14 protein-coding genes are annotated in these 22,399 nt (G+C 70.4%); 8 read left to right on the forward strand and 6 right to left on the reverse strand.

What is annotated here, in order from left to right:
* Window positions 1-178: 178 nt before the first annotated feature.
* Window positions 179-1,081 (forward strand): PD-(D/E)XK nuclease family protein, encoded by a 903-nt coding sequence (locus E0F75_RS13545; RefSeq protein ID WP_229312665.1) that lies wholly within the window; start codon window positions 179-181, stop codon window positions 1,079-1,081.
* 42 nt (window positions 1,082-1,123) lie between these two features.
* Entirely contained in the window at window positions 1,124-1,801 is a 678-nt protein-coding gene (locus E0F75_RS13550; RefSeq protein ID WP_187622755.1) for a response regulator transcription factor, read from the forward strand.
* A gap of 88 nt (window positions 1,802-1,889) precedes the next feature.
* Here E0F75_RS13550 and E0F75_RS13555 read toward each other — a convergent pair whose 3' ends face one another.
* From E0F75_RS13555 to metH, 4 genes are all read right to left on the reverse strand, one after another.
* Complete coding sequence (locus E0F75_RS13555) at window positions 1,890-3,470, reverse strand: ABC transporter substrate-binding protein (protein ID WP_187622756.1); 1,581 nt, start codon at window positions 3,468-3,470, stop codon at window positions 1,890-1,892.
* Between the two features lie 77 nt (window positions 3,471-3,547).
* Window positions 3,548-5,137 (reverse strand): ABC transporter substrate-binding protein, encoded by a 1,590-nt coding sequence (locus E0F75_RS13560; protein WP_187622757.1) that lies wholly within the window; start codon window positions 5,135-5,137, stop codon window positions 3,548-3,550.
* Between the two features lie 522 nt (window positions 5,138-5,659).
* A complete protein-coding gene (locus tag E0F75_RS13565) occupies window positions 5,660-6,358 on the reverse strand; it encodes an HAD family phosphatase (RefSeq protein ID WP_187622758.1) in 699 nt (232 codons plus the stop codon).
* Window positions 6,359-6,498: 140 nt separating this feature from the next.
* Window positions 6,499-10,011 carry a methionine synthase gene (gene metH / locus E0F75_RS13570; RefSeq protein WP_187622759.1) on the reverse strand — a complete coding sequence of 1,171 codons (3,513 nt, stop codon included), beginning with the start codon at window positions 10,009-10,011 and terminating at the stop codon, window positions 6,499-6,501.
* 244 nt (window positions 10,012-10,255) lie between these two features.
* Here metH and E0F75_RS13575 point away from each other — a divergent pair, with 244 nt between their 5' ends.
* The 6 genes from E0F75_RS13575 (at window position 10,256) to E0F75_RS13600 (ending at window position 17,730) form a co-directional block, all read left to right on the forward strand.
* Window positions 10,256-11,020: an IclR family transcriptional regulator gene (locus E0F75_RS13575; RefSeq protein ID WP_187622760.1), complete on the forward strand. Its 765-nt coding sequence runs from the start codon at window positions 10,256-10,258 to the stop codon at window positions 11,018-11,020.
* Window positions 11,021-11,287: 267 nt separating this feature from the next.
* Window positions 11,288-12,046 (forward strand): MIP/aquaporin family protein, encoded by a 759-nt coding sequence (locus E0F75_RS13580; protein WP_187622761.1) that lies wholly within the window; start codon window positions 11,288-11,290, stop codon window positions 12,044-12,046.
* Window positions 12,047-12,081: 35 nt separating this feature from the next.
* Window positions 12,082-13,608: a glycerol kinase GlpK gene (gene glpK / locus E0F75_RS13585; protein WP_187622762.1), complete on the forward strand. Its 1,527-nt coding sequence runs from the start codon at window positions 12,082-12,084 to the stop codon at window positions 13,606-13,608.
* Between the two features lie 6 nt (window positions 13,609-13,614).
* On the forward strand, window positions 13,615-15,228 hold the full coding sequence (locus tag E0F75_RS13590; protein ID WP_187622763.1) for a glycerol-3-phosphate dehydrogenase/oxidase: 1,614 nt from the start codon (window positions 13,615-13,617) through the stop codon (window positions 15,226-15,228).
* 114 nt (window positions 15,229-15,342) lie between these two features.
* Complete coding sequence (locus E0F75_RS13595) at window positions 15,343-16,404, forward strand: LLM class flavin-dependent oxidoreductase (protein WP_187622764.1); 1,062 nt, start codon at window positions 15,343-15,345, stop codon at window positions 16,402-16,404.
* Between the two features lie 141 nt (window positions 16,405-16,545).
* Entirely contained in the window at window positions 16,546-17,730 is a 1,185-nt protein-coding gene (locus tag E0F75_RS13600; RefSeq protein WP_187622765.1) for a PAC2 family protein, read from the forward strand.
* Between the two features lie 89 nt (window positions 17,731-17,819).
* Here the strand turns inward: E0F75_RS13600 and E0F75_RS13605 are convergent, their stop codons facing one another.
* Both E0F75_RS13605 and mshC read right to left on the reverse strand, forming a co-directional pair.
* Complete coding sequence (locus E0F75_RS13605) at window positions 17,820-20,906, reverse strand: NPCBM/NEW2 domain-containing protein (RefSeq protein ID WP_187622766.1); 3,087 nt, start codon at window positions 20,904-20,906, stop codon at window positions 17,820-17,822.
* A 116-nt stretch (window positions 20,907-21,022) separates the two neighbouring features.
* On the reverse strand, window positions 21,023-22,252 hold the full coding sequence (gene mshC / locus E0F75_RS13610) for a cysteine--1-D-myo-inosityl 2-amino-2-deoxy-alpha-D-glucopyranoside ligase (protein ID WP_187622767.1): 1,230 nt from the start codon (window positions 22,250-22,252) through the stop codon (window positions 21,023-21,025).
* Between the last annotated feature and the right edge of the window lie 147 nt (window positions 22,253-22,399).

The raw sequence follows: 22,399 nt of genomic DNA on the forward strand, positions 1-22,399 counted from the left end.
GGATCCCGCCGCCGGGCTCCTCGGTCCGCTGCGGCTTGGGCTCGTCCTGGTTCACGGGTTCCTTTCGTCGCGGAGGGTGACCCACGTCGGTGTGTCACGGTTCGATCATGCAGTGCGACGGGGTCCCAGGTCGATGGTATTCCGCTCGCTGTCGGTGGCGGGTCGTAGGGTCTTCGTCATGAGTACGAGCGAGCAGGTGCCGGCGGAGCCCCGGGCGCCCATGTCGTTGTCGCCGTCGCGGGCGAGCGATTTCATGCAGTGTCCGCTGCTGTACCGGTTCCGGGTGATCGACCGGCTGCCGGAGAGGCCGAGCGAGGCGGCGACGCGGGGGACGCTGGTGCACGCGGTGCTCGAGCGGCTCTTCGACGATCCGGCGGCGGAGCGGACGGCTCCGCGGGCGCGGGCGATGGTTCCGGGGCAGTGGGACCGGCTCCTGGAGTCGAAGCCGGAGCTGGGTGAGCTGTTCGCGGAGGATCCGGCGGGCGAGCGGCTGGCGGGCTGGCTGGGTGAGGCGGAGCGGCTGGTCGAGCGGTGGTTCACGCTGGAGGATCCGACGCGTCTGGAGCCCGCCGAGCGGGAGCTGTTCGTGGAGACGGAGCTGGATTCGGGGCTGCGGTTGCGCGGGGTGATCGACCGGATCGATGTGGCGCCGTCGGGTGAGGTGCGGATCGTCGACTACAAGACGGGCAAGGCGCCGCGGCCGGAGTACCGGGACGGCGCGCTGTTCCAGATGACGTTCTACGCGCTGGTGGTGTGGCGGCTGAGGCAGGTGATCCCGCGGCGGCTGCAGCTGGTGTATCTGGGCAGCGGGGAGGTGCTGACGTACGACCCGGTGGAGGCGGATCTGCTGCGGGTGGAGCGGAAGCTGCTCGCGCTGTGGGAGGCGATCCGGCTGGCGACGGAGACGGGTGACTGGCGGCCGCGTCCGACGAAGCTGTGCGGCTGGTGCGATCACCAGGCGGTGTGTCCGGAGTTCGGGGGGACTCCCCCGGTCTATCCGCTGAAGATCGTTCCCGCGCGCCCGCAGGAGTCGGGCGATTCGGGGCAGGGCAGAATGGGCCTGGCCCCGCCGGCGCCGTAGTGCCGGTGTACCTCGTGAGCTCAGCCCCGTGAAGGAGCCCTTGTGACGATCCGCGTCCTCTTGGTCGACGATCAGCCGCTGTTGCGCACCGGCTTCCGGATGATTCTGGAGGCGGAGCAGGACATCGCGGTGGTGGGTGAGGCCGGGGACGGTCTCCAGGCGCAGGACCAGGTGCGGGCGCTGCAGCCGGACGTGGTGCTGATGGACATCCGGATGCCGCGGATGGACGGGGTGGAGGCGACCCGGCAGATCACGGGTCCGGGCCGGGACGGTCCGGCGAAGGTGCTGGTGCTGACGACCTTCGATCTCGACGAGTACGTGGTGGAGGCGCTGCGGGCGGGGGCGAGCGGTTTTCTCCTGAAGGACGCCCCGGCGACCGAGCTGGTGCAGGCGATCCGGGTGGTGGCGGCCGGTGAGGCGATGCTGGCGCCGTCGATCACGCGCCGGCTGCTCGACAAGTACTCGGCGCATCTGCCGACGGGCGAGGAGCAGGTGCCGGACACGCTGAACACCTTGACGGACCGTGAGGTCGAGGTGCTGAAGCTGGTGGCGCGGGGCCTGTCGAACGCGGAGATCGCGGCGGACCTGTTCGTCAGCGAGACGACGGTGAAGACGCATGTGGGCCATGTGCTGACGAAGCTTGGCCTGCGGGACCGGGTGCAGGCCGCGGTGTACGCGTACGAGAGCGGTCTGGTGCGGCCGGGGGCCAACGGGCAGTAGTCCCGGCGGGTACGACGGGAGCAGGGACGACGGGAGGGGCCCGGTGCGCGTGATGCGCGCCGGGCCCCTCCTGTCGTGTCCGGGGCGGTCAGCCCTTGCGGATCTCCCAGAAGCGGAAGACCGTCGAGGCGTCGAGGGTCCATTCGAGGCCCGTGACGCCCTGGCGGGCGACGGCGTACTGCTTGCCCTGCCAGAGCGGCAGGAGGGGCAGCTGCTCGGCGACGAGGTCCTGGAGCTTGCCGTACTCGTCGGCGGTGGCGGCGCGGTCCGGGGCGGCGGCGGTCTTGGGGAGGAGGCTGCCGGTGATGGTGGCGTTCTCGTAGTGGTTGCCGAGGACGTTGCCCTCGCCGAAGAACGGGGTGGTGAAGTTGTCGGCGTCGGGGTAGTCGGGGACCCAGCCCTTGACGTAGACGCCGTACTTGCCGGCCGCGATGTCCTTCTCGTACTGGTCGTAGGCGACGGACTTGACGTCGGCGTCGAAGAGGCCGCTGGCGTTGAGCTGCTCGGCGATGGCCTTGAGCTCCTGGTCGGTGGACGGGCCGTAGCGGCTGGGCGTGGACCAGAGGGTGAGCTTCACCTTGGCGGTGATGCCGGCGGTGCGCAGGGCCTTCTTCGCCTTCGCCTCGTCGGGGACGCCGTAGGTGTCGTAGAAGGCGGTGTTGTGTCCGGCGATGCCGGCCGGGACGATCGAGTACAGCGGCGTGGCCGTCGACTTGTAGACGCCTTCGACGAGGGCCTCGCGGTCGACGAGGTGGGCGATGGCCTGGCGGACGCCGAGCTTGCCGGCGACCGGGTCCTTCATGTTGAAGACGAGGTGCTGAACCTCGGCGCTGCTGCCCTGGACGACCTCGATGCCCTTGTCGTCCGTGGTGTCGGAGGTCTCCAGGGTCGCGATGTCCTCGGCGGAGAGACCTCGGTAGGCGACGTCGACGTCTCCGTCGGTGAGTCCCTTGGCGAGGGCGGAGCGGTCGCCGCCGTAGAGCTTGAGGGTGACGGCGTCGTTCTTGCGCTGTGCGGTGCCCTTGTAGCCGGGGTTGGCGGAGAAGGTGGCCTCGGTGGCGCTGAAGGAGTCCAGCTTGTACGGGCCGGAGCCGGTGGCCTTGCCGTCGGTGCGCAGGGCGTCGGCGGGGTACTCGCGGTGGTCGACGATGGAGCCGGCGCCGGAGGCGATCTTGCTGGGGAAGGTGGCGTCGGGGACCTTGAGGTGGAAGACGACGGTCTTCTCGTCCGGGGTCTCGATGCTCTTGATGGTGGCCAGCAGCGGCGCGGGGCCCGAGGGGTCGGCGATCTTGAGGGCGCGCTCGAACGAGAACTTGACGTCCTCCGAGGTGAGCTTGTTGCCGTTGGAGAAGGTGAGGCCGTCGCGCAGGGTGCAGCTGTACACGGTGCTGCCGGTGGTGAAGCCGCACTTGTCGGCGGCCTCGGGCTCGGGCTCGGAGCCGCCCTTGGGGAAGGCCAGCAGGGACTGGAAGACGTTGTTGAACAGCAGCCAGGAGCCGGGGTCGTAGCCGGCCGCCGGGTCGGTGGCGACGATCTCGTCGGACATGCCGACGCGTATGCCGTTGCCGGATTCGCCCGAGCCGCCCTGCTCGGTGCCGCAGCCGCTGAGGAGGGCGGCGGACAGACCGGCGGCGAGGGGGGCCGTCAGCCACTTGTTGTGCGTCTTCACAGAACGTGCCTCGTGATCTCTTGTCAGGCCGGCCGCGCGCTGGTGCGCGGCCGGTGTAACCGATCCAGTCGACGGGGTTATGCGGTACCGCGGCCCAGTTCCCAGAGCAGGAGGTCGGAGGACGTGTTGAGGGCGTACTCGACTCCGTTGAGGTCGTCGCGCGCGGCGACGTACTGCTTGCCCTGCCACAGCGGCAGGACGGGTACGTCCTCGGCGACGATCTTCTGGATCTGGTTGAAGACGGGGCTCGCGGCGGTGCGGTCGGCCTGGCGGCGCGAGCGCGGGATGAGCTGGTCGCGGACGACCTTGTTCACGTACGGGGTGTTGAGGAAGTTGTCGCTGTCGAGGAACGGCGCGATGTAGTTGTCCGGGTCCGGGTAGTCCGGGAACCAGCCGAGTCCGTAGACCGCGTAGTCGCCGCGCTTCTGGGCGGTGCGGAACGTCGACCACTCGGCGCCCTGGACGGTGACGTCGAAGAGCTCGCTGGAGACGAGCTGCTTCTTGAGCGCCTCGAACTCCTGGGCGGTCTCGGCGCCGTAGTGGTCGGTGGTGTAGTTCAGCGTCAGCTTGACCGGGGTCTTGACGCCGGCGTCCTTGAGGAGCTTGGCGGCGCGGGCCTGGTCGGGCTCGCCGTACGTGTCGAAGAAGGGGGTGGTGTGGCCGGTGATGCTGGAGGGGATCAGCGAGTAGAGCGGCTCGGCGGTGGTGCCGTAGACCCGGTTGACCAGGTCGCCGCGGTCGACGACGGCCGCCATGGCCTGGCGGACGGCCTTCTCCTGGACGGCGGGGGCCTTGGTGTTGAAGCCGAGGTAGCGGATCTCCAGACCGGGGACCTCGATGACCTCGATGCCGTCCTTGGGCGTCTCGGTGAGGTCCTTGATCTGCTGCCGGGACAGGGAGCGGGCCATCATGTCGATGTCGTCGCTCTCCAGGGCCCGGCCCATGGTGCTCGCGTCGGCGTAGGGGCGCAGCTCGACCTTCTCGTTGCGCAGGGTGATGTCGCCCTTGTAGGCCGGGTTCTTGGTGAAGACGAAGCGGGTGGCCTTGTCGCCCTCGCGCTCGACCTTCATGGTGTACGGGCCCGAGCCGTCGACGTCGAAGCCCTCGCGGAGCTTTCCGGTCTCGTACTTGTCCTTGCTGAGGATGCCGGCGACCGGGGTGGAGAGCTTGTACGGGAAGGTGGCGTCGGGGGTCTTCAGGTGGAAGACGACCTCGTCGGCGCCCTTGGTCTCGACGGTGTCGATGTTCGAGAGGAGGGCAGCGGTGCCGTTGTCCGACTTGATCTTCAGCACGCGCTCGATGGAGAACTTGACGTCCTCGGCGGTGATCGGGGTGCCGTCGGCGAAGGTGAGGCCGGCGCGCAGCTTGCAGCGGTAGCTCTCGCTGGCCTTGTCGGAGAATCCGCAGTTCTGGGCGGCCTCGGGGACGGGCTCGCCGCTGTCGCGGGGCACGTGCATCAGGGTCTGCACGGTCTGCCGCAGGATGTTCCACGCACCGGTGTCGTAGGCGAAGGCCGGGTCGAGCGGCGCGGGGGCGTCCGCGGTGGCGATGAACTGGTCCGTGGTGCCGACGACGATCGCTCCGCCTTCCTCCGCTCCGCCGCAGGCGGCGAGCAGGGGGGCGAGCAGTCCGGCCACGGCCGGCAGCACCAGGGTCTTGCGGTTCATCAGGGACGATCTCCTCATCCGGCACTGGGATACAGCGGTCAGTGGAACTCCGCCGCCGGCCGCCCGGTCTGGGCGGGAGCGATCGGGCCGGGTGTTGCGATCGGTCCTGTGTTCACGGCGACTTGGGTGTGCGCCGGTGCACGCGGGTTATGCGGCGAAGTACTCGCGAAAGATTAGTGGGCGGCGTCGCTATTGCCTGACCACGGGCGGCCCTGGGGGTAATCGCACAGTGATCATGAATACGGGGGCCTCGATAGTCATGCGTCGGATGATGCGGACGGTGGCGATCTAATCGGGACACAGGGGGCGCCGAAACGCACCCAAACCAGACAGGGAACGCACGAAGGCCACCCACCGTCCGGCACTCTGCGTGACCAAGGTCACGCAGGGGCCTTTTCGGCGAATGGCCTGATCGTTTTCCCCGGGCGTTCCCCGGGGTGCACCGCGGGTGTCCCTGCGGTGCACCCCCGGGGCGCCTCCCGGGCGAAATCGCATTCCGCCCGGGGCAAGCTCAGATAAAGCTCAGATTCCGGTGATCAATGTACGGAGGAAGGGCACGTCGACCTCTTCGAGGGAGCGCACGACGACCCGGCCCGGGGAGGGCGCGATCGGGGCGACCGAGGGCACCGCGACGACCCGGCAGCCGGCCGCCTCGGCGGCCGCCACACCGGTCGCGGTGTCCTCGATGACGGCACAGAGGACGGGGTCGGCCCCGACTCCCTGGGCGGCCGTCAGGTACGGCTCCGGGTGCGGCTTGGTCCGTACGACCTCGTCGCCCGCGACGGTGAGCGCGAAGCGGTCGCGGCCGAGCGAGTGGAGCACCTTGTCGATGATCCGCCGGTGCGAGGCGGAGACGAGTGCGGTCGGGATGGAGTGCCGGGCCAGCTCCGCGAGGAGCCGCTCGGCGCCGGGCATGAGGGGCACACCGCGCTCGATGCGCTGCTCGAACTTCTCGTTGAGCAGGACGGTCAGCTCGGCGAGGGTGATGTCGGCGCCGGTGGACTCGATGAGGTAGCCCGCGCTGCGCGTCATCGGGCCGCCGACGACGATCTCCCGCCAGGCCTCGTCCAGCCGGTGCCCGAGGTCGGCGAAGACCTCGACCTCCGCGTCCCACCAGAAGCCCTCCGTGTCGACGAGGGTCCCGTCCATGTCGAGGAAGACCGCCTGCAGGGCGGAGCTTCCGTTGGTGCGGATCAGGGACGCGGGGACCGTACTGGTCATCCGGCACACCTCCATGGAGGGACGAGAAGGCCGGCCCCCCTCCCCGGTACGGGGAGGAAGACCGGCCTGCACTGGACCGATAAGTGTACGTCCGGATCACCGAAAGGGCTCGGATTTACCCCGGGGGTCGTCCCGCCCGGTCACCGAGCGTTGAAGTACTTCGCCTCGGGGTGATGGATCACGATGGCGTCGGTGGACTGCTCGGGGTGGAGCTGGAACTCCTCGGAGAGGTGGACGCCGATCCGCTCCGGACGCAGCAGCTCCGCGATCTTCGCGCGGTCCTCCAGGTCGGGGCAGGCGCCGTAGCCCAGGGAGAAGCGCGCGCCGCGGTACTTGAGGTCGAACATGTCCTCGACCGCGTCCGGGTCCTCGCCACCGAAGCCGAGCTCGGCGCGGACCCGGGCGTGCCAGTACTCGGCCATGGCCTCGGCGAGCTGGACGGAGAGGCCGTGCAGCTCCAGGTACTCGCGGTAGGAGTCGGACTCGAACAGCTTGGCCGTGGCCTCGCCGATCTTCGAGCCGACGGTGACGACCTGGAGGCCGACCACGTCGGTCTCGCCGGACTCCTCCGGACGGAAGAAGTCCGCGAGGCAGAGGCGGCGGCCGCGGCGCTGGCGCGGGAAGGTGAAGCGGGTCCGCTCGTTGCCGTCCTCGTCGAGGATGATCAGGTCCTCGCCCTTGGAGACGCAGGGGAAGTAGCCGTAGACGACGGCCGCCTCGAGCAGGTTCTCGGTGTGCAGCCTGTCGAGCAGGCCGCGCAGCCGCGGCCGGCCCTCGCTCTCGACGAGCTCCTCGTACGTGGCGCCGCCGACGCGGGCCTGCTTGAGGCCCCACTGGCCCTTGAAGAGGGCGCCCTCGTCGAGCCAGGAGGCGTAGTCCTTGAGCGGGATGCCCTTGACGACGCGGGTGCCCCAGAACGGCGGGGTGGGGACGGGGTTGTCGACGGCGACGTCGGAACGGCCGCCCGGCTCGTCCGCCTCCTCCACCTGGAGGACCGGAGTGTTCCGCTTGGGGACGCGCCGCTGCTTGAGCTCGGGGAGCTTGGCGCCGGGGACGCCGCGCTTGACGGCGACGAGGGCGTCCATGAGGCGCAGGCCCTCGAAGGCGTCGCGGGCGTAGCGGACCTCGCCCTGGTAGATCTCGTGGAGGTCCTGTTCGACGTAGGCCCTGGTGAGGGCGGCGCCGCCGAGGATCACGGGGTACTTGGCGGCCAGCTCGCGCTGGTTCAGCTCCTGGAGGTTCTCCTTCATGATCACGGTGGACTTCACGAGGAGGCCGGACATGCCGATGACGTCCGCCCGGTGCTCCTCGGCGGCTTCCAGGATCGCGGAGACGGGCTGCTTGATGCCGATGTTGACGACGTTGTAGCCGTTGTTGGAGAGGATGATGTCGACGAGGTTCTTGCCGATGTCGTGGACGTCGCCGCGGACGGTGGCGAGGACGATGGTGCCCTTGCCGTCGGCGTCCGTCTTCTCCATGTGGGGTTCGAGGTAGGCCACCGCGGTCTTCATGACCTCGGCGGACTGGAGCACGAACGGCAGCTGCATCTGGCCCGAGCCGAACAGCTCGCCGACCGTCTTCATGCCGTCGAGCAGGATCTCGTTGACGATCTCCAGCGCCGGGCGGGAGCCCAGGGCCTCGTCGAGGTCGGCCTCCAGGCCGTTCTTCTCGCCGTCGATGATCCGCCGCTTGAGGCGCTCTTCGAGGGGCAGGGCGAGGAGTTCCTCGGTCTTGCCGGCCTTCATCGACTTGGTGTTGACCCCCTCGAAGAGGGCCATCAGCTTCTGCAGCGGGTCGTAGCCCTCGGCGCGCCGGTCGTAGATCAGGTCGAGCGCGGTGGTGACCTGCTCGTCGTCGAAGCGGGCGATCGGCAGGATCTTCGAGGCGTGGACGATCGCCGAGTCGAGGCCGGCCTTGACGCACTCGTCGAGGAAGACGGAGTTGAGGAGGATGCGCGCGGCCGGGTTCAGGCCGAAGGAGATGTTGGACAGGCCCAGGGTGGTCTGGACGTCCGGGTGGAGCCGCTTCAGCTCGCGGATCGCCTCGATCGTGGCGATGCCGTCCTTGCGCGACTCCTCCTGACCGGTACAGATGGTGAAGGTCAGGGTGTCGATGAGGATGTCGGACTCGTGGATGCCCCAGTTGCCGGTGAGGTCCTCGATGAGCCGCTCGGCGATGGCGACCTTGTGCTCGGGGGTACGGGCCTGGCCCTCCTCGTCGATGGTGAGGGCGATGAGCGCGGCGCCGTGCTCCTGGGCCAGCCGGGTGACCTTGGCGAAGCGGGACTCGGGGCCGTCGCCGTCCTCGTAGTTGACGGAGTTGATGACGGCCCGGCCGCCGAGCTTCTCCAGACCGGCCTGCAGGACGTCCACCTCGGTGGAGTCGAGGACGATCGGCAGGGTGGAGGCGGTGGCGAAGCGGCCGGCGAGCTCCTGCATGTCGGCGACGCCGTCGCGGCCCACGTAGTCGACGCAGAGGTCGAGCATGTGCGCGCCCTCGCGGATCTGGTCGCGGGCCATCTCGACGCAGTCGTCCCAGCGGGCCTCCAGCATGGCCTCGCGGAACTTCTTCGAGCCGTTGGCGTTGGTGCGCTCGCCGATCGCCATGTACGCGGTGTCCTGGCGGAACGGCACGGTCTGGTAGAGCGAGGCGGCGCCGGGCTCGGGGTGCGGCTCGCGCACGGAGGGGGTGAGGCCCCGGACGCGCTCGACGACCTGGCGCAGGTGCTCGGGGGTCGTACCGCAGCAGCCGCCGATCAGGGAGAGGCCGTACTCGCGGACGAAGGTCTCCTGGGCGTCGGCGAGCTCGGCGGGGCTGAGCGGGTAGTGGGCGCCGTCGGAGGTGAGGACGGGCAGGCCGGCGTTGGGCATGCAGGAGAGCGGGATGCGCGAGTGGCGGGCGAGGTAGCGGAGGTGCTCGCTCATCTCGGCGGGGCCGGTGGCGCAGTTCAGACCGATCATGTCGATGCCGAGCGGCTCCAGGGCGGTCAGCGCCGCACCGATCTCGGAGCCGAGGAGCATGGTGCCGGTGGTCTCGACGGTGACGGAGACGATGAGCGGCACGTCGACGCCGAGGACGTCGAGGGCGCGGCGGGCGCCGATGACGGAGGCCTTGGTCTGGAGCAGGTCCTGGGTGGTCTCGACGAGCAGGGCGTCGGCGCCGCCGGCGAGGAGGCCCTCGGCGTTCTGCTGGTAGGCGTCACGCAGCAGGGTGTACGGGGCGTGGCCGAGGGTCGGCAGCTTGGTTCCGGGGCCGATGGAGCCGAGGACCCAGCGCTGGAGTCCGGTGGAGGCGGTGAACTCGTCGGCGACCTCGCGGGCGATGCGGGCACCGGCCTCGGAGAGTTCGTGGACGCGCTCGGGGATGTCGTACTCGCCCAGGGCGGCGTGGTTGGCACCGAAGGTGTTGGTCTCGACGCAGTCGACGCCGGCGGCGAAGTACTCCTGGTGGACCGAACGGACGATGTCGGGCCTGGTGATGTTCAGGATCTCGTTGCAGCCTTCGAGGTTCTGGAAGTCCTCGAGGGTGGGGTCCTGTGCCTGGAGCATGGTGCCCATGGCGCCGTCGGCGACGACGACTCGGCCGGCGAGTGCCTCGCGGAGGGCTGCGGCGCGGTTCCGGCTGTCTGCGGAAGGGGTCGGCAACGAGGCCATGGATGAGCTCCCTGGGATGCGACGGCTGTCGGCTTTGCACCTTCGGAGGAGGGTGCACGGGGCCAGCGTAACCGCGCTCCGGCCGGGGTGGACACGGCGTCTCGCGGGGCGGACGGCATCCTGTGTGCGGGGACTCCCGGTTCTGCCCGTTCTTGACTGACACTGTCATGTGTAACGCAAGGTCGGCATGGACCGATAGTGTTCAGCATTGTCGAACAGGGTGAGAGGGAGAAGGGGTCGGGCGATGGCGAAGAACATCCAGTCGCTTGAACGGGCGGCGGCCATGCTGCGACTGCTCGCGGGCGGCGAGCGCCGGCTGGGCCTGTCCGACATCGCGTCCTCGCTGGGACTCGCCAAGGGCACCGCCCACGGCATCCTGCGCACGCTCCAGGCGGAGGGCTTCGTGGAGCAGGAGGCGACCTCGGGCCGCTATCAGCTCGGCGCGGAGCTGCTGCGGCTCGGCAACAGCTACCTCGACGTGCACGAGCTGCGCGCGCGGGCGCTGGTCTGGACGGACGACCTGGCGCGGTCCAGCGGCGAGAGCGTGCACCTGGGGGTGCTGCACCAGAAGGGCGTCCTGATCGTCCACCACGTCTTCCGGCCCGACGACAGCCGTCAGGTCCTGGAGGTGGGGGCCATGCAGCCGCTGCACTCCACCGCGCTGGGCAAGGTCCTGTCGGCGTACGACCCGGTGGCGCACAGCGAGGTCCTGGAGGTCGAGCGCGAGCCGTTCACGCCCCGCACGACCACGGAGCTCGGGGAGTTCGAGTCGCTGCTCGACATGACGCGGGCCAAGGGCTGGGCGGCGGACGTGGAGGAGACCTGGGAGGGGGTCGCCTCGGTGGCGGCGCCGATCCACGACCGGCGGCGGATGCCGGTGGGCGCGGTGGCGGTGACGGGCGCCGTGGAGCGGCTGTGCCCGGCCGGGGAGCTGCGTCCCGAACTCGTCGCGGCGGTACGGGACTGCGCCCGCGCGGTCTCCCGGGATCTGGGAGCCGGTCGATTCTGACCCTGCGCCACCGCACCCCCCGACCTGAGTGAACCCGCCGGTAACGATCGCGTTATCGGCGGGTTTTTCGCTTCCCGGGGCCTTGACGTGCTGTTAACACGGGGGCAAAACTTCCGTTCATCGGTCGGCAATGCCGAACACCTAACGGCAATACACGCTAGGGTGTGGCAGTGCCAAGGGCCGGAAACAGCCCTCACACGAGGGTGCGGACCTCCGGAGGGAATCGGAGTCCGCCGTTCCCCTGGACGAAGGACAAAGGAGTCGCGGGTGTCCAGCTCCGACATCTTCCTCGGCGAGACCATCGGTACCGCCGTTCTGATTCTGCTCGGCGGCGGCGTGTGCGCCGCCGTCACGCTCAAGGGCTCCAAGGCCCGCAACGCGGGCTGGCTCGCGATCACCTTCGGGTGGGGCTTCGCCGTCATGACGGCCGTCTACATGACGGCTTCCCTCTCGGGTGCCCATCTGAACCCCGCCGTCACGGTCGGAATCGCGATCAAGAGCGGCGAGTGGGGCGACGTCCCCGTCTACATCGCCGGCCAGATGCTCGGCGCCATGATCGGCGCGGCGCTGGTCTGGGTGGCCTACTACGGCCAGTTCCAGGCGCACCTCGCCGACCCCGAGGCCTCGGGCAAGAAGCCGATCGAGGGCCCCGGCCCGGTGCTCGGCATCTTCTCCACCGGCCCCGAGATCCGGAACACCTGGCAGAACCTGGCCACCGAGATCATCGGCACCGTCGTGCTCGTCCTGGCCGTGCTCACGCAGGGCCTCAACGACAGCGGCAAGGGCCTCGGCGTCATAGGCGCCCTGATCACCGCGTTCGTCGTGGTCTCCATCGGCCTCTCGCTCGGCGGCCCGACCGGCTACGCGATCAACCCGGCCCGTGACCTCGGCCCGCGCATCGTGCACGCCCTGCTCCCGCTGCCGCACAAGGGCACCTCCGACTGGAGCTACGCCTGGATCCCGGTCGTCGGTCCGCTGATCGGTGGAGCCATCGCCGCGGGTATCTACAACATCGCGTTCGCCTGAGCCGTCCTTCTCCCAGACCTCCCTTGGAGCCAACCGTGACCGACGCACACACCTCCGGCCCGTTCATCGCGGCCATCGACCAGGGCACCACCTCCTCCCGCTGCATCGTCTTCGACAAGGACGGCCGGATCGTCTCGGTCGACCAGAAGGAGCACGAGCAGATCTTCCCGAAGCCGGGCTGGGTCGAGCACGACGCCGCCGAGATCTGGACCAACGTCCAGGAGGTCGTCGCCGGCGCCCTGACGAAGGGCGGCATCGCCGCCGCCGACGTCAAGGCCATCGGCATCACCAACCAGCGCGAGACCACGCTGCTCTGGGACAAGAACACCGGCGAGCCCGTCCACAACGCCCTCGTCTGGCAGGACACCCGCACCGACGCCCTCTGCAAGGAGCTCGGCCGCAACGTCGGCCAGGACCGCTTCCGCCGCGAGACCGGCCTGCCGCTGGCGAGCTACTTCGCCGGCCCGAAGATCCGCTGGATGCTCGACAACGTCGAGGGGCTGCGCGAGCGCGCCGAGGCCGGCGACATCCTCTTCGGCACCATGGACTCGTGGGTCATCTGGAACCTCACGGGTGGCACCGACGGCGGCGTGCACGTCACCGACGTCACCAACGCCTCGCGCACCATGCTGATGAACCTGCACACCCTGGCCTGGGACGAGAAGATCGCGGAGTCGATGGGGGTCCCCCTCAACGTCCTCCCCGAGATCCGCTCCTCCGCCGAGGTCTACGGCCACGTCAAGGACGGTGCCCTCGCCGGCGTCCCGGTCGCCTCGGCGCTCGGCGACCAGCAGGCCGCCCTGTTCGGCCAGACCTGTTTCGCCGAGGGCGAGGCCAAGTCCACGTACGGCACCGGCACCTTCATGCTGATGAACACCGGTGACAAGATCATCAACTCCTACAGCGGCCTGCTGACCACGGTCGGCTACCAGATCGGCGACCAGAAGCCGGTCTACGCCCTGGAGGGCTCGATCGCCGTCACCGGTTCGCTGGTGCAGTGGATGCGCGACCAGATGGGCCTCATCAAGTCCGCCGCCGAGATCGAGACCCTCGCGTCCTCGGTCGAGGACAACGGCGGCGCCTACTTCGTGCCGGCCTTCTCCGGCCTGTTCGCCCCGTACTGGCGCTCCGACGCCCGCGGTGTGATCGCCGGCCTCACCCGGTACGTCACCAAGGCGCACATCGCCCGCGCCGTCCTGGAGGCCACCGCCTGGCAGACCCGCGAGATCACCGACGCCATGACGAAGGACTCCGGCGTCGAGCTGACCGCGCTCAAGGTCGACGGCGGCATGACCTCCAACAACCTGCTGATGCAGACCCTCTCGGACTTCGTGGACGCGCCCGTCGTGCGTCCGATGGTCGCCGAGACCACCTGCCTCGGCGCCGCCTACGCCGCCGGCCTGGCCGTCGGCTTCTGGCCGGACACCGACGCGCTGCGCGCCAACTGGCGCCGGGCGGCGGAATGGACCCCTCGCATGGACGCCGACAGGCGCGACAGCGAGTACAAGAGCTGGCTCAAGGCCGTCGAGCGGACCATGGGCTGGATCGAGGACGAGGAGTAATTCGACATGACCACCCTGCAGAGCGTCCCTGCCCTTGGGACGCACCCGGCGTCCGGCTCCCTCCCGAGCCGCGCCGAGACCCGGGACCAGCTTTCCAAGGCGACGTACGACCTCCTGGTGATCGGCGGCGGCATCCTGGGCATCTCCACCGCCTGGCACGCCGCGCAGTCGGGCCTGCGGGTGGCCCTGGTGGACGCCGGCGACTTCGCCGGCGCCACCTCCTCCGCCTCCTCGAAGCTCCTCCACGGCGGTCTGCGCTACCTGCAGACCGGCGCGGTGAAGCTGGTCGCGGAGAACCACTTCGAGCGGCGTGCGGTCTCCCGTCAGGTGGCACCGCACCTCGCCAACCCCCTCACCTTCTACCTGCCCGTCTACAAGGGCGGCCCGCACGGCGCGGCCAAGCTCGGTGCCGGTGTCTTCGCCTACAGCGCCCTCTCGGCGTTCGGTGACGGCGTCGGACACCTGCTCTCCCCCGCCAAGGCCGCGCAGGACGTGCCGGAGCTGCGCACCGACAACCTCAAGGCCGTGGCCGTCTACGGCGACGACCAGATGAACGACGCCCGCATGGCGCTGATGACGGTCCGCGCCGCTGTCGACGCCGGCGCCACCGTCCTCAACCACGCCGAGGTCACCGGGCTGCGCTTCACCAACGGCCGGGTCACCGGCGCCGAGCTCAAGGACCGCACCAGCGGCGACGAGTTCGGTGTCACCGCCCGTCTCGTGCTCAACGCCACCGGCCCGTGGGTCGACCACCTGCGCAAGATGGAGGACCCGAACGCGGCCCCCTCCATCCGCCTCTCCAAGGGCGCGCACCTGGTCCTCAAGCGGACCTCGCCGTGGAAGGCCGCCCTGGCCACCCCGATCGACAAGTACCGCATCACCTTCGCCCTCCCCTGGGAGGACATGCTGCTCCTCGGCACCACCGACGAGGAGTACGAGGGTGACCCCGGCCAGGTCGAGGTCACCGAGAAGGACACCGCCCAGATCCTGGACGAGGCCGCCTTCTCCATCCGCGACCAGCAGCTGTCGCGCGATCTGATCACCTACGCCTTCGCCGGTCTGCGGGTGCTCCCGGGCGGTCCCGGCGACACCTCGAAGGCCAAGCGCGAGACGGTCGTCACCGAGGGCCGCGGCGGCATGCTGTCGGTGGCCGGCGGCAAGTGGACGACCTTCCGCCACATCGGCCGTACGGTGATGAAGAAGCTGGAGCAGCTCCCCGGCCAGCTGATGGACGAATACGCCAACGGGGCCGTGTCGGTGTCGACGCTGCCGAAGCGGCTGCCGCTGCCCGGTATCGCCAACCCGAACGCCGTCGCGCACCGGCTGCTCGTCGACGGTCCGGCCCCCGGCCCGCGGATGGCCGCCGACACCGCCAAGCACCTGGCGACGCACTACGGCTCGCTCTCCTTCGACATCGCCCGCATGGCGAACGAGAACCCGGAGCTGGCCCAGCGCATACACCCGGACGCGCCGGAGATCTGGGCGCAGGTCGCCTACGCCCGCGACCACGAGTGGGCCGAGACGGCGGACGACGTACTGCGCCGCCGTACGACCCTGACCATCCGCGGCCTCGCGACGGACGAGATCCGCGCGGACGTCGAGAAGATGCTGGGCAAGTAGCACCGGGAGGCGACTCCCGTGCGCACAGGGGCGGTTCCTCTCCCGGGGGCCGCCCCTGCGGCGTGCCACACGCCGTCCACACCGCCGCAACACTCGGCGCGCAGAGTGGAGCGCATGAAATTCCAGGTGCTCTCGATCGTCCACCACTCCCCGCACCCGCTGACCGGCGAACTCCTGTCCGCCGCCGACCGGTTGGAGCAAGTCGTCACGCTCGGCGAGACCGCCGAGCGGCTCGGCTTCGACGCGTACGCCGTCGGCGAGCGGCACGCCGGCCCGTTCCTCTCCTCCGCCCCCACCGTGCTGCTCGCCGCGCTCGCCGCCCGCACCACCCGGATCAGGCTGCTCACCGGTGTCACCGTCGTCGCGATCCTCGACCCGGTCCGGGTCGCCGAGGACTACGCCACCCTCGACCAGCTCTCCCGCGGCCGGATCGAACTCGTCGTCGGCAAGGGCGCGGAGGCCGGCCACTTCGACCTCTTCGGCCTGGACGAGGAGCGGCAGTGGGACCTCCAGAAGGAGAAGTACGAGCTGCTCCGGCGGCTCTGGACGGAGGAGGGCGTCGACTGGGAGGGCGCGTTCCGGCCCCCGCTGAAGAACGTGACCACGGTGCCGCGCCCGTACGCGGGACCGCCCCGGATCTGGCACGGCTCGGCCACCAGCCTCAACTCCCCCGAGCTCGCGGCGAAGCACGGCGATCCGCTCTTCACCGCCAACGCGATCCAGCCCCGCGAGGCGTACGCGAGGCTCATCGCCCACTACCGGGAGAAGTTCGAGGAGTACGGGCACGACCCGGCGCACGCGCGCGTGGCGGCCGGTTCCGGCGGCCTGCTCATCGCCGACACCACCGAGGAGGCGATCGCCCGCTACAAGGATCTGTACGAGGCGAAGGTGCGGCAGAGCTTCAAGCCGCACCTGGAGGGCAAGGCCGGTTACAACACCCCGTTCCGCACGATCGAGGACGCCGTCGCGGACGGCCCCCAGCTGATCGGCTCCCCGCAGCAGATCATCGACAAGATCCTCGGCTATCACGCCCACTACGGGCACGACCTGCAGTCCGTCACGGTCGACACCTTCGGTCAGTCGACGGCCGAGCAGATCGAGACGCTCCAGCGCTTCGCCGAGGAGATCGCGCCGGTGGTCCGGCGGGAGGCGCCGAGCACGCTCTGGGAGGAGTGAGACCGCCGTGTGCGGAGGCGAGTTCCTGGGTAGTCGATCAAGGCCGCACGGGTTTTCGGGGATGTCCGGGGGCTGCGGACGGACCTGGAGAAAGCCGTAAGGTTGGTCCGTACGACAGGAACTTCGAAAAGGAGGCGCTGGGTGATCGAGCTCGAGGGGGTACCCGAGCTGATCGACCCGGTCATGGTGGCCGCGTTCGAAGGCTGGAACGACGCCGGCGACGCCGCCTCCACCGCGGTCGCCCATCTGGACCGGGAATGGAAGGGCGAGGTCTTCGCGGCACTCGACGCCGAGGACTACTACGACTTCCAGGTCAACCGGCCCACGGTCTTCCTGGACAACGGCGTCCGGAAGATCACCTGGCCGACGACCCGGCTCTCCGTGGTCCGGGTCGGCGGCGACAAACCCCGTGACCTGGTGCTCGTGCGCGGGATCGAACCGTCGATGCGCTGGCGCTCCTTCTGCAACGAGATCCTCGCCTTCGCCCACGAGCTGGGTGTGGAGATGGTCGTGATCCTGGGCGCGCTGCTCGGGGACACCCCGCACACCCGGCCGGTCCCGGTCAGCGGCGTGACCTCCGATCCGGACCTGGCGCGCACGATGGACCTGGAGGAGACCCGGTACGAGGGCCCGACGGGCATCGTGGGCATCCTCCAGGAGGCATGCACCCACGCGGGTGTGCCGGCGGTGAGCCTGTGGGCCGCGGTGCCGCACTACGTGTCGCAGCCGCCGAACCCGAAGGCGACCCTGGCGCTCCTCAACCGGCTCGAAGACCTGATCGGGCTGCGCATCCCGCTGGGCGAGCTGCCCGAGGACGCGCGGGCCTGGCAGGTGGGCGTGGACCAGCTGGCCGCCGAGGACAGCGAGGTCGCCGAGTACGTGCAGACGCTGGAGGAGGCCCGGGACACGGCGGAGCTGCCGGAGGCCTCGGGCGAGGCGATCGCCCGCGAGTTCGAGCGGTATCTGCGGCGGCGCGAGCCGGGCACGGGGCCGGGCGGCCCCGGGGTGGCGATGGAGGGCGGCGACACGCCGTTCCTACGGGACACCGGCAGCGGCCGTACGCGTCCTCCGAAGCCGGAGCAGCCGGGACCTGAGGCGGTCCCGGGTGCGGAGGCCGCCGAGGGCACCGGGGAGGCGGAGGAGCCCGACGTTTCCGAGGCGCCGGAGGAATCGGACGCTCCCGAGGCACCGGAGGGGTCGGCCGACGGTTCACCGGGCTCGGACACGGCCCCGGACAGGGGCACGGGCACGGGCACCGACGCGGACGCGGACGCGGACGCGGACGGCGAAACGGAGCGCGACACGGACGGCGAGTCCGACAAGTAGCCGCCTCCTCCGGGGAGTCGGGACGGAACGGGAGGGGTGCCCGAGGGCGCCCCTCCCGTCGTCGCGTCAGCCGCGGATCAGGTCGCGCGTCAGGCGCAGCCGAACCGGGCCGCCGCCCAGTCCGCGTGGTCGCCGCTCTTGGACCCGTTGGTGTCCGTGATCCGCAGCCGGACGTGCCGCGCCCCGGTCACGTCGACGTTCACGGGCAGGGTCGCGGAGGCGCCGGTGAGCCGGGGTGAGGTCCACAGGACCTTGCCGTCGGCCTCGACGGAGAAGGCCACGTCGCCGTAGCCGTTGATCTCGTCGTCGATGCCGACGTCGGCGGTGAAGGTGGTGCAGCGGCCGCCGAGGTAGACCTCGATGTCGGAGTCGGCGTGGGCGCCGATGCCCTTCTCGTAGGCCGTGCCGGCCAGCGTGAGGGTCCGGCCGTCGGCGGCACCTGACTCGCCGTTGGACCGGTCGCGTTCGGGCGGTCCCCAGCCGTTGGTGGAGCGCAGCCAGACGAGGTCGCTCGCCCAGGCGTCGCCGGTGGGCGGCGGGGGCATCACGCCGACCGCGAACCGCTGGGTGGCGGTGCGGTCGGTGCTCGCGGCGCGGTGCCGGGCGGTGGCGGTGAGGGTGGCCTCGCCGGGCTTGGCGTCCGGGGCGGGGGTGACCGTGACCTCGACCCGGCGGGTGGTTCCGGCCGGGACGCGGTCGATCGGCGCGGCCGGGGTGACCTGCCAGCCGGCCGGGGCGGCCAGGGAGACCCGTACGTCGGTGGCGTCGCGGGTGCCGGCGGTGACGTCCACGGCGACGGTGCCGGGCGCTCCGGCACCGAGCTCCTGCGCCGTGGGGACGGCGAGGGTGGCGGAGGCGCCCGGTACGGCGCCGCCGACCGCGCTGGTGTCGCTCAGCCGCAGCTCGAAGTCGCGGGCGGTGGAGAGGGCGGCCGTCTTGACCCGGACCACTCCCCCGCGCTCGTCGCGGTCGTACCACCAGCCCTGGGAGGCCGCGTCGAAGGCGGCGCGGGAGGTGAGGGCGGGCAGCTTGCGCCCGTCGAGCCGGACGGCGCCGGGGGCGTCGCCGGTGTGGATCGTGAAGGCGTACCGCCGGGCGGTCGCCTTGCCGGTGTACGTGCCCTTGCTCGCCCCGATGCGGACGGTGACGTCGCCGGCACCGCGCTGCGGGGCGCGGACCTCGGCGCGCTGGGTGGCGTACCGGCCGGTGCGGTGTTCGCGGGTGACGCCGTCGTCCTCGTACAGCTCGAAGGAGGAGTCGCCCTTGGGGTAGATGTCCCAGGCGATCGGGTCGCCGGGGGCGCGGTCCGTGTACGAGCGGATGTCGCCGGGCCACATCGGGACGGTCGCCCCGGCCCGTACGAAGAGGGGCAGGGTGTCGAGCGGGGCGCTGTAGTCGTCGACGGTGACGGGGCCCTCGTAGGTGCGGCCGCTCCAGTAGTCGATCCAGGTGCCCTTGGGGAGGTAGATGCCGTCGCGCTCCACGGCGTCCTGGTAGACGGGGGCGACCAGGAAGTCCTCGCCGCTGAGGAACTCGTACTTGGCGGCGTCGGTGGCGGCCTTCGGGTCGTCCGGGTACTCCAGGGCGAGCGGCCGGGCGAGGCCGACGCCGGTCTTCGTCGCCTGGTGGGCGTGGCTGTAGATGTACGGGAGCAGGGCCTCGTGGAGCTTGAGGGAGGCGCGGTTGATGCTGGTGTAGGGCTCGCCGTAGCGGAAGGGCTGCTTGTCGTTGGCGGCCCAGCCGTCCATGGTCATCGTGACCGGCAGGAAGGTCTTCCACTGCAGGTCGCGGGTGTAGGTCTTGGCGCTGCCGCCGAAGATGCCGTCGACGTCACCGGTGGTGTAGGCGAGTCCGGACATGGACGCGCCCGCGTAGGTCGGGATCTGCCAGCGGATGTACTCCCAGGTGCCGGACTGGTCGCCGGACCACTGGACGCCGCAGCGCTGGGCGCCGGACCAGCTCTCGGGGGCCCAGGTGAAGCCGCGGGCGTCGCTGTGGGCCTCGATGCCGGCGTGGGCGTCCTTGCAGCCGTCGAGGGCGAACTTGTAGCCCTCGCCGACCCAGGCGACGTCGAGCTTGGCGACCCGCTGGCCGGCCTTGACCTGCTCTTCGAGCTTGTCGATGCCGTCCTCGGTCCACAGGCCGAGCTTCATGCCGCGCTCGCCGAGTCCGGCGGAGGCCTCGGCGAGGTTCTCGTAGCCGCAGCCGTAGCCGTCGTTGACGAGCATCCAGCCGTTGGGCATGTCGTTCTCGACGTAGCCGTCGGCGACCTTCAGGGCGTCGAGGGTGCGGCGCTCGCCCCGGTTGGCGTTGTGGAGGTAGCAGTCGGCGTCGCCGATCTCCAGGCCGTACACGGGCGGCAGGAAGGGCTTGCCGGTGAGCCGGGTGTACTGGCCGATGACGTCCTTGGCGGCGTCGCCGCCGGTGCCGGCGAAGTAGTAGGCGTCGAAGCGCCGTTCCCTGGCGCTGGTGGTGACGGGCTCGGTGAAGGCGTAGGTGTTCGGCGCGTAGGTGTTGCGGTAGACGCCGTATCCGGCGGAGGAGAGGTAGAACGGGACGGAGTTGGGGTGGCCGCCGTCGTTCCAGTTGTAGTCGACGCCGACCTCGACGGTCTTGTCGCGGTGGGAGGTGTTGCCGCGGCCGTTCTGCATGCCGGCGCCGTAGAACTGCTCGGTGGTGCCGCGGGCGAGGGTCTGGGTGGTGCGGTCGGCGGTCCAGCTGAGGCCGCGGGACTCGCTCCAGAGCGGGGTGCCGTCGGCGCGCAGGGCGGCGAAGCGGAGCGGTGACTTGTAGGCGCGCAGGGTCACCTTGGCGCTGCTCAGTTCGTAGCGGTCGCCCAGGTCGCGCCAGCGGGTGGCCGGCGGTGGGCCCTGGGGCAGCGTGATGTCGCTGCCGGTGGGGTCGGTGAACGTGCCGTCGGGGGCGAGTTCGATGCGGAAGGTGTCGGCGGTGACGAAGCTGACCCGGGCCTGGGCCTGGCCGGCGGTCAGCCGGTAGACGGAGCCGGCGGCGGCGAACCCGGTGAGGTCGCCGACCGTGGTGTCGGGCTCCTGGGCCGTGGTGTCGGCGCTGTCGGTGGGGAGGGCCGACGCGGTGGTGCCGGGTCCCGCGAAGGCGGCGAGGAGCCCGAGGACGGCTCCGGCGAGTGCAACTTTCATGCGTGATGATGATTGCATGGAGCCTATTTAGCGCAGGAACGAGCATTCCCGCCAGGACAAAACGGAACCGCCCTTGGACTTCGGCGAGAAGTCCAAGGGCGGTTGTCTGAAGAGGAGTTGTGCGGTCCTGCTCGTTACAGGGCGACACCGAGCAGTGCGTCGACGGCACGGGAGACGAGACCGGGAGCGGAGTCGTCGGTGCCGCCCTCGGCCGTCTGGAGCGCGGCCCAGCGGTCGACCGCGGCGAGCGCGGTCGGCGTGTCGAGGTCGTCGGAGAGGGCCTCGCGGAGCTCCTCGACGAGCGCGTCGGCGGGCAGGCCGTCGGGGCGCGACACGGCGGCGCGCCACCGGCCGAGGCGCTCCACGGCGTCCTGGAGGACCTGGTCGGTCCACTCCCAGTCGTCGCGGTAGCGGTGGGAGAGCAGCGCGAGCCGGATGGCGGCCGGGTCGACGCCGTCGCGGCGGAGCTTCGAGACGAAGACCAGGTTGCCCCGGGACTTGGACATCTTCTCGCCGTCGAGGGCGACCATGCCGGCGTGGACGTACGCCTTCGCCATGGGGAACTCGCCGGTGAGGGTCTGGGCGTGGGAGGCACCCATCTCGTGGTGCGGGAAGATCAGGTCGGAGCCGCCGCCCTGCACGTCGAAGCCCATGCCGAGGTGGTCGAGGGCGATGGCGACGCACTCGATGTGCCAGCCGGGGCGGCCGGGGCCGAGGCTCGCGCCGTCCCAGCTCGGCTCGCCCTCACGGGCGGCCATCCAGAGCATCGGGTCGAGCGGGTTCTTCTTGCCCGGACGGTCCGGGTCCCCGCCGCGCTCGGCGGAGAGGTGACGCATCAGCTCGGTGGTGTAGTTCGAGACCTGCCCGAAGTGCGGGTCGGCGTCGACGGAGAAGTAGACGTCCCCTTCGAGCTCGTAGGCGGCTCCGGAGTCCCGGAGGCGCTCGACGAGCGGGACGATGCCGGGTATGGCTTCGACCGCGCCGATGTAGTGCTGCGGGGGCAGCATCCGCAGGGCGGTCATGTCCTCGCGGAAGAGGGCGGTCTCCCGCTCGGCGAGGCCGACCCAGTCGATGCCGTCGCGGATCGCGCGTTCCAGGAGCGGGTCGTCCACGTCCGTGACGTTCTGGACGTAGTGCACCTGCCGCTTGGTGTCGAGCCACACGCGCTGAACGAGGTCGAACGCGTTGTAGGTCGCCGCGTGACCCATGTGGGTCGCGTCGTACGGCGTGATGCCGCAGACATAGATACGGGCGACGGGGCCGGGGGCGAGGGTCACTCGTCCGCCGGTCGCGGTGTCGTGGATCCGGAGGTCGCGGCCCTTGCCGGGAAGGGCGGGGACCTCAGAAGCGGGCCAGGCATGCATGACCCGAGCGTAACCGGACAGGTGTTCCGGATACGAACCGGATCCGGGATCTTGACCTATTAGGCGCTCTTGCGGGTCGGAGGCCTGCGTGCATACCCCCCAGGGGTGCACGGCCCCCGGAAGGCCATTCACAGGGATGGCCGAAAC

The organism is Streptomyces sp. CB02980 (genome assembly GCF_014451325.2).
Classification (GTDB): Bacteria; Actinomycetota; Actinomycetes; order Streptomycetales; family Streptomycetaceae; genus Streptomyces.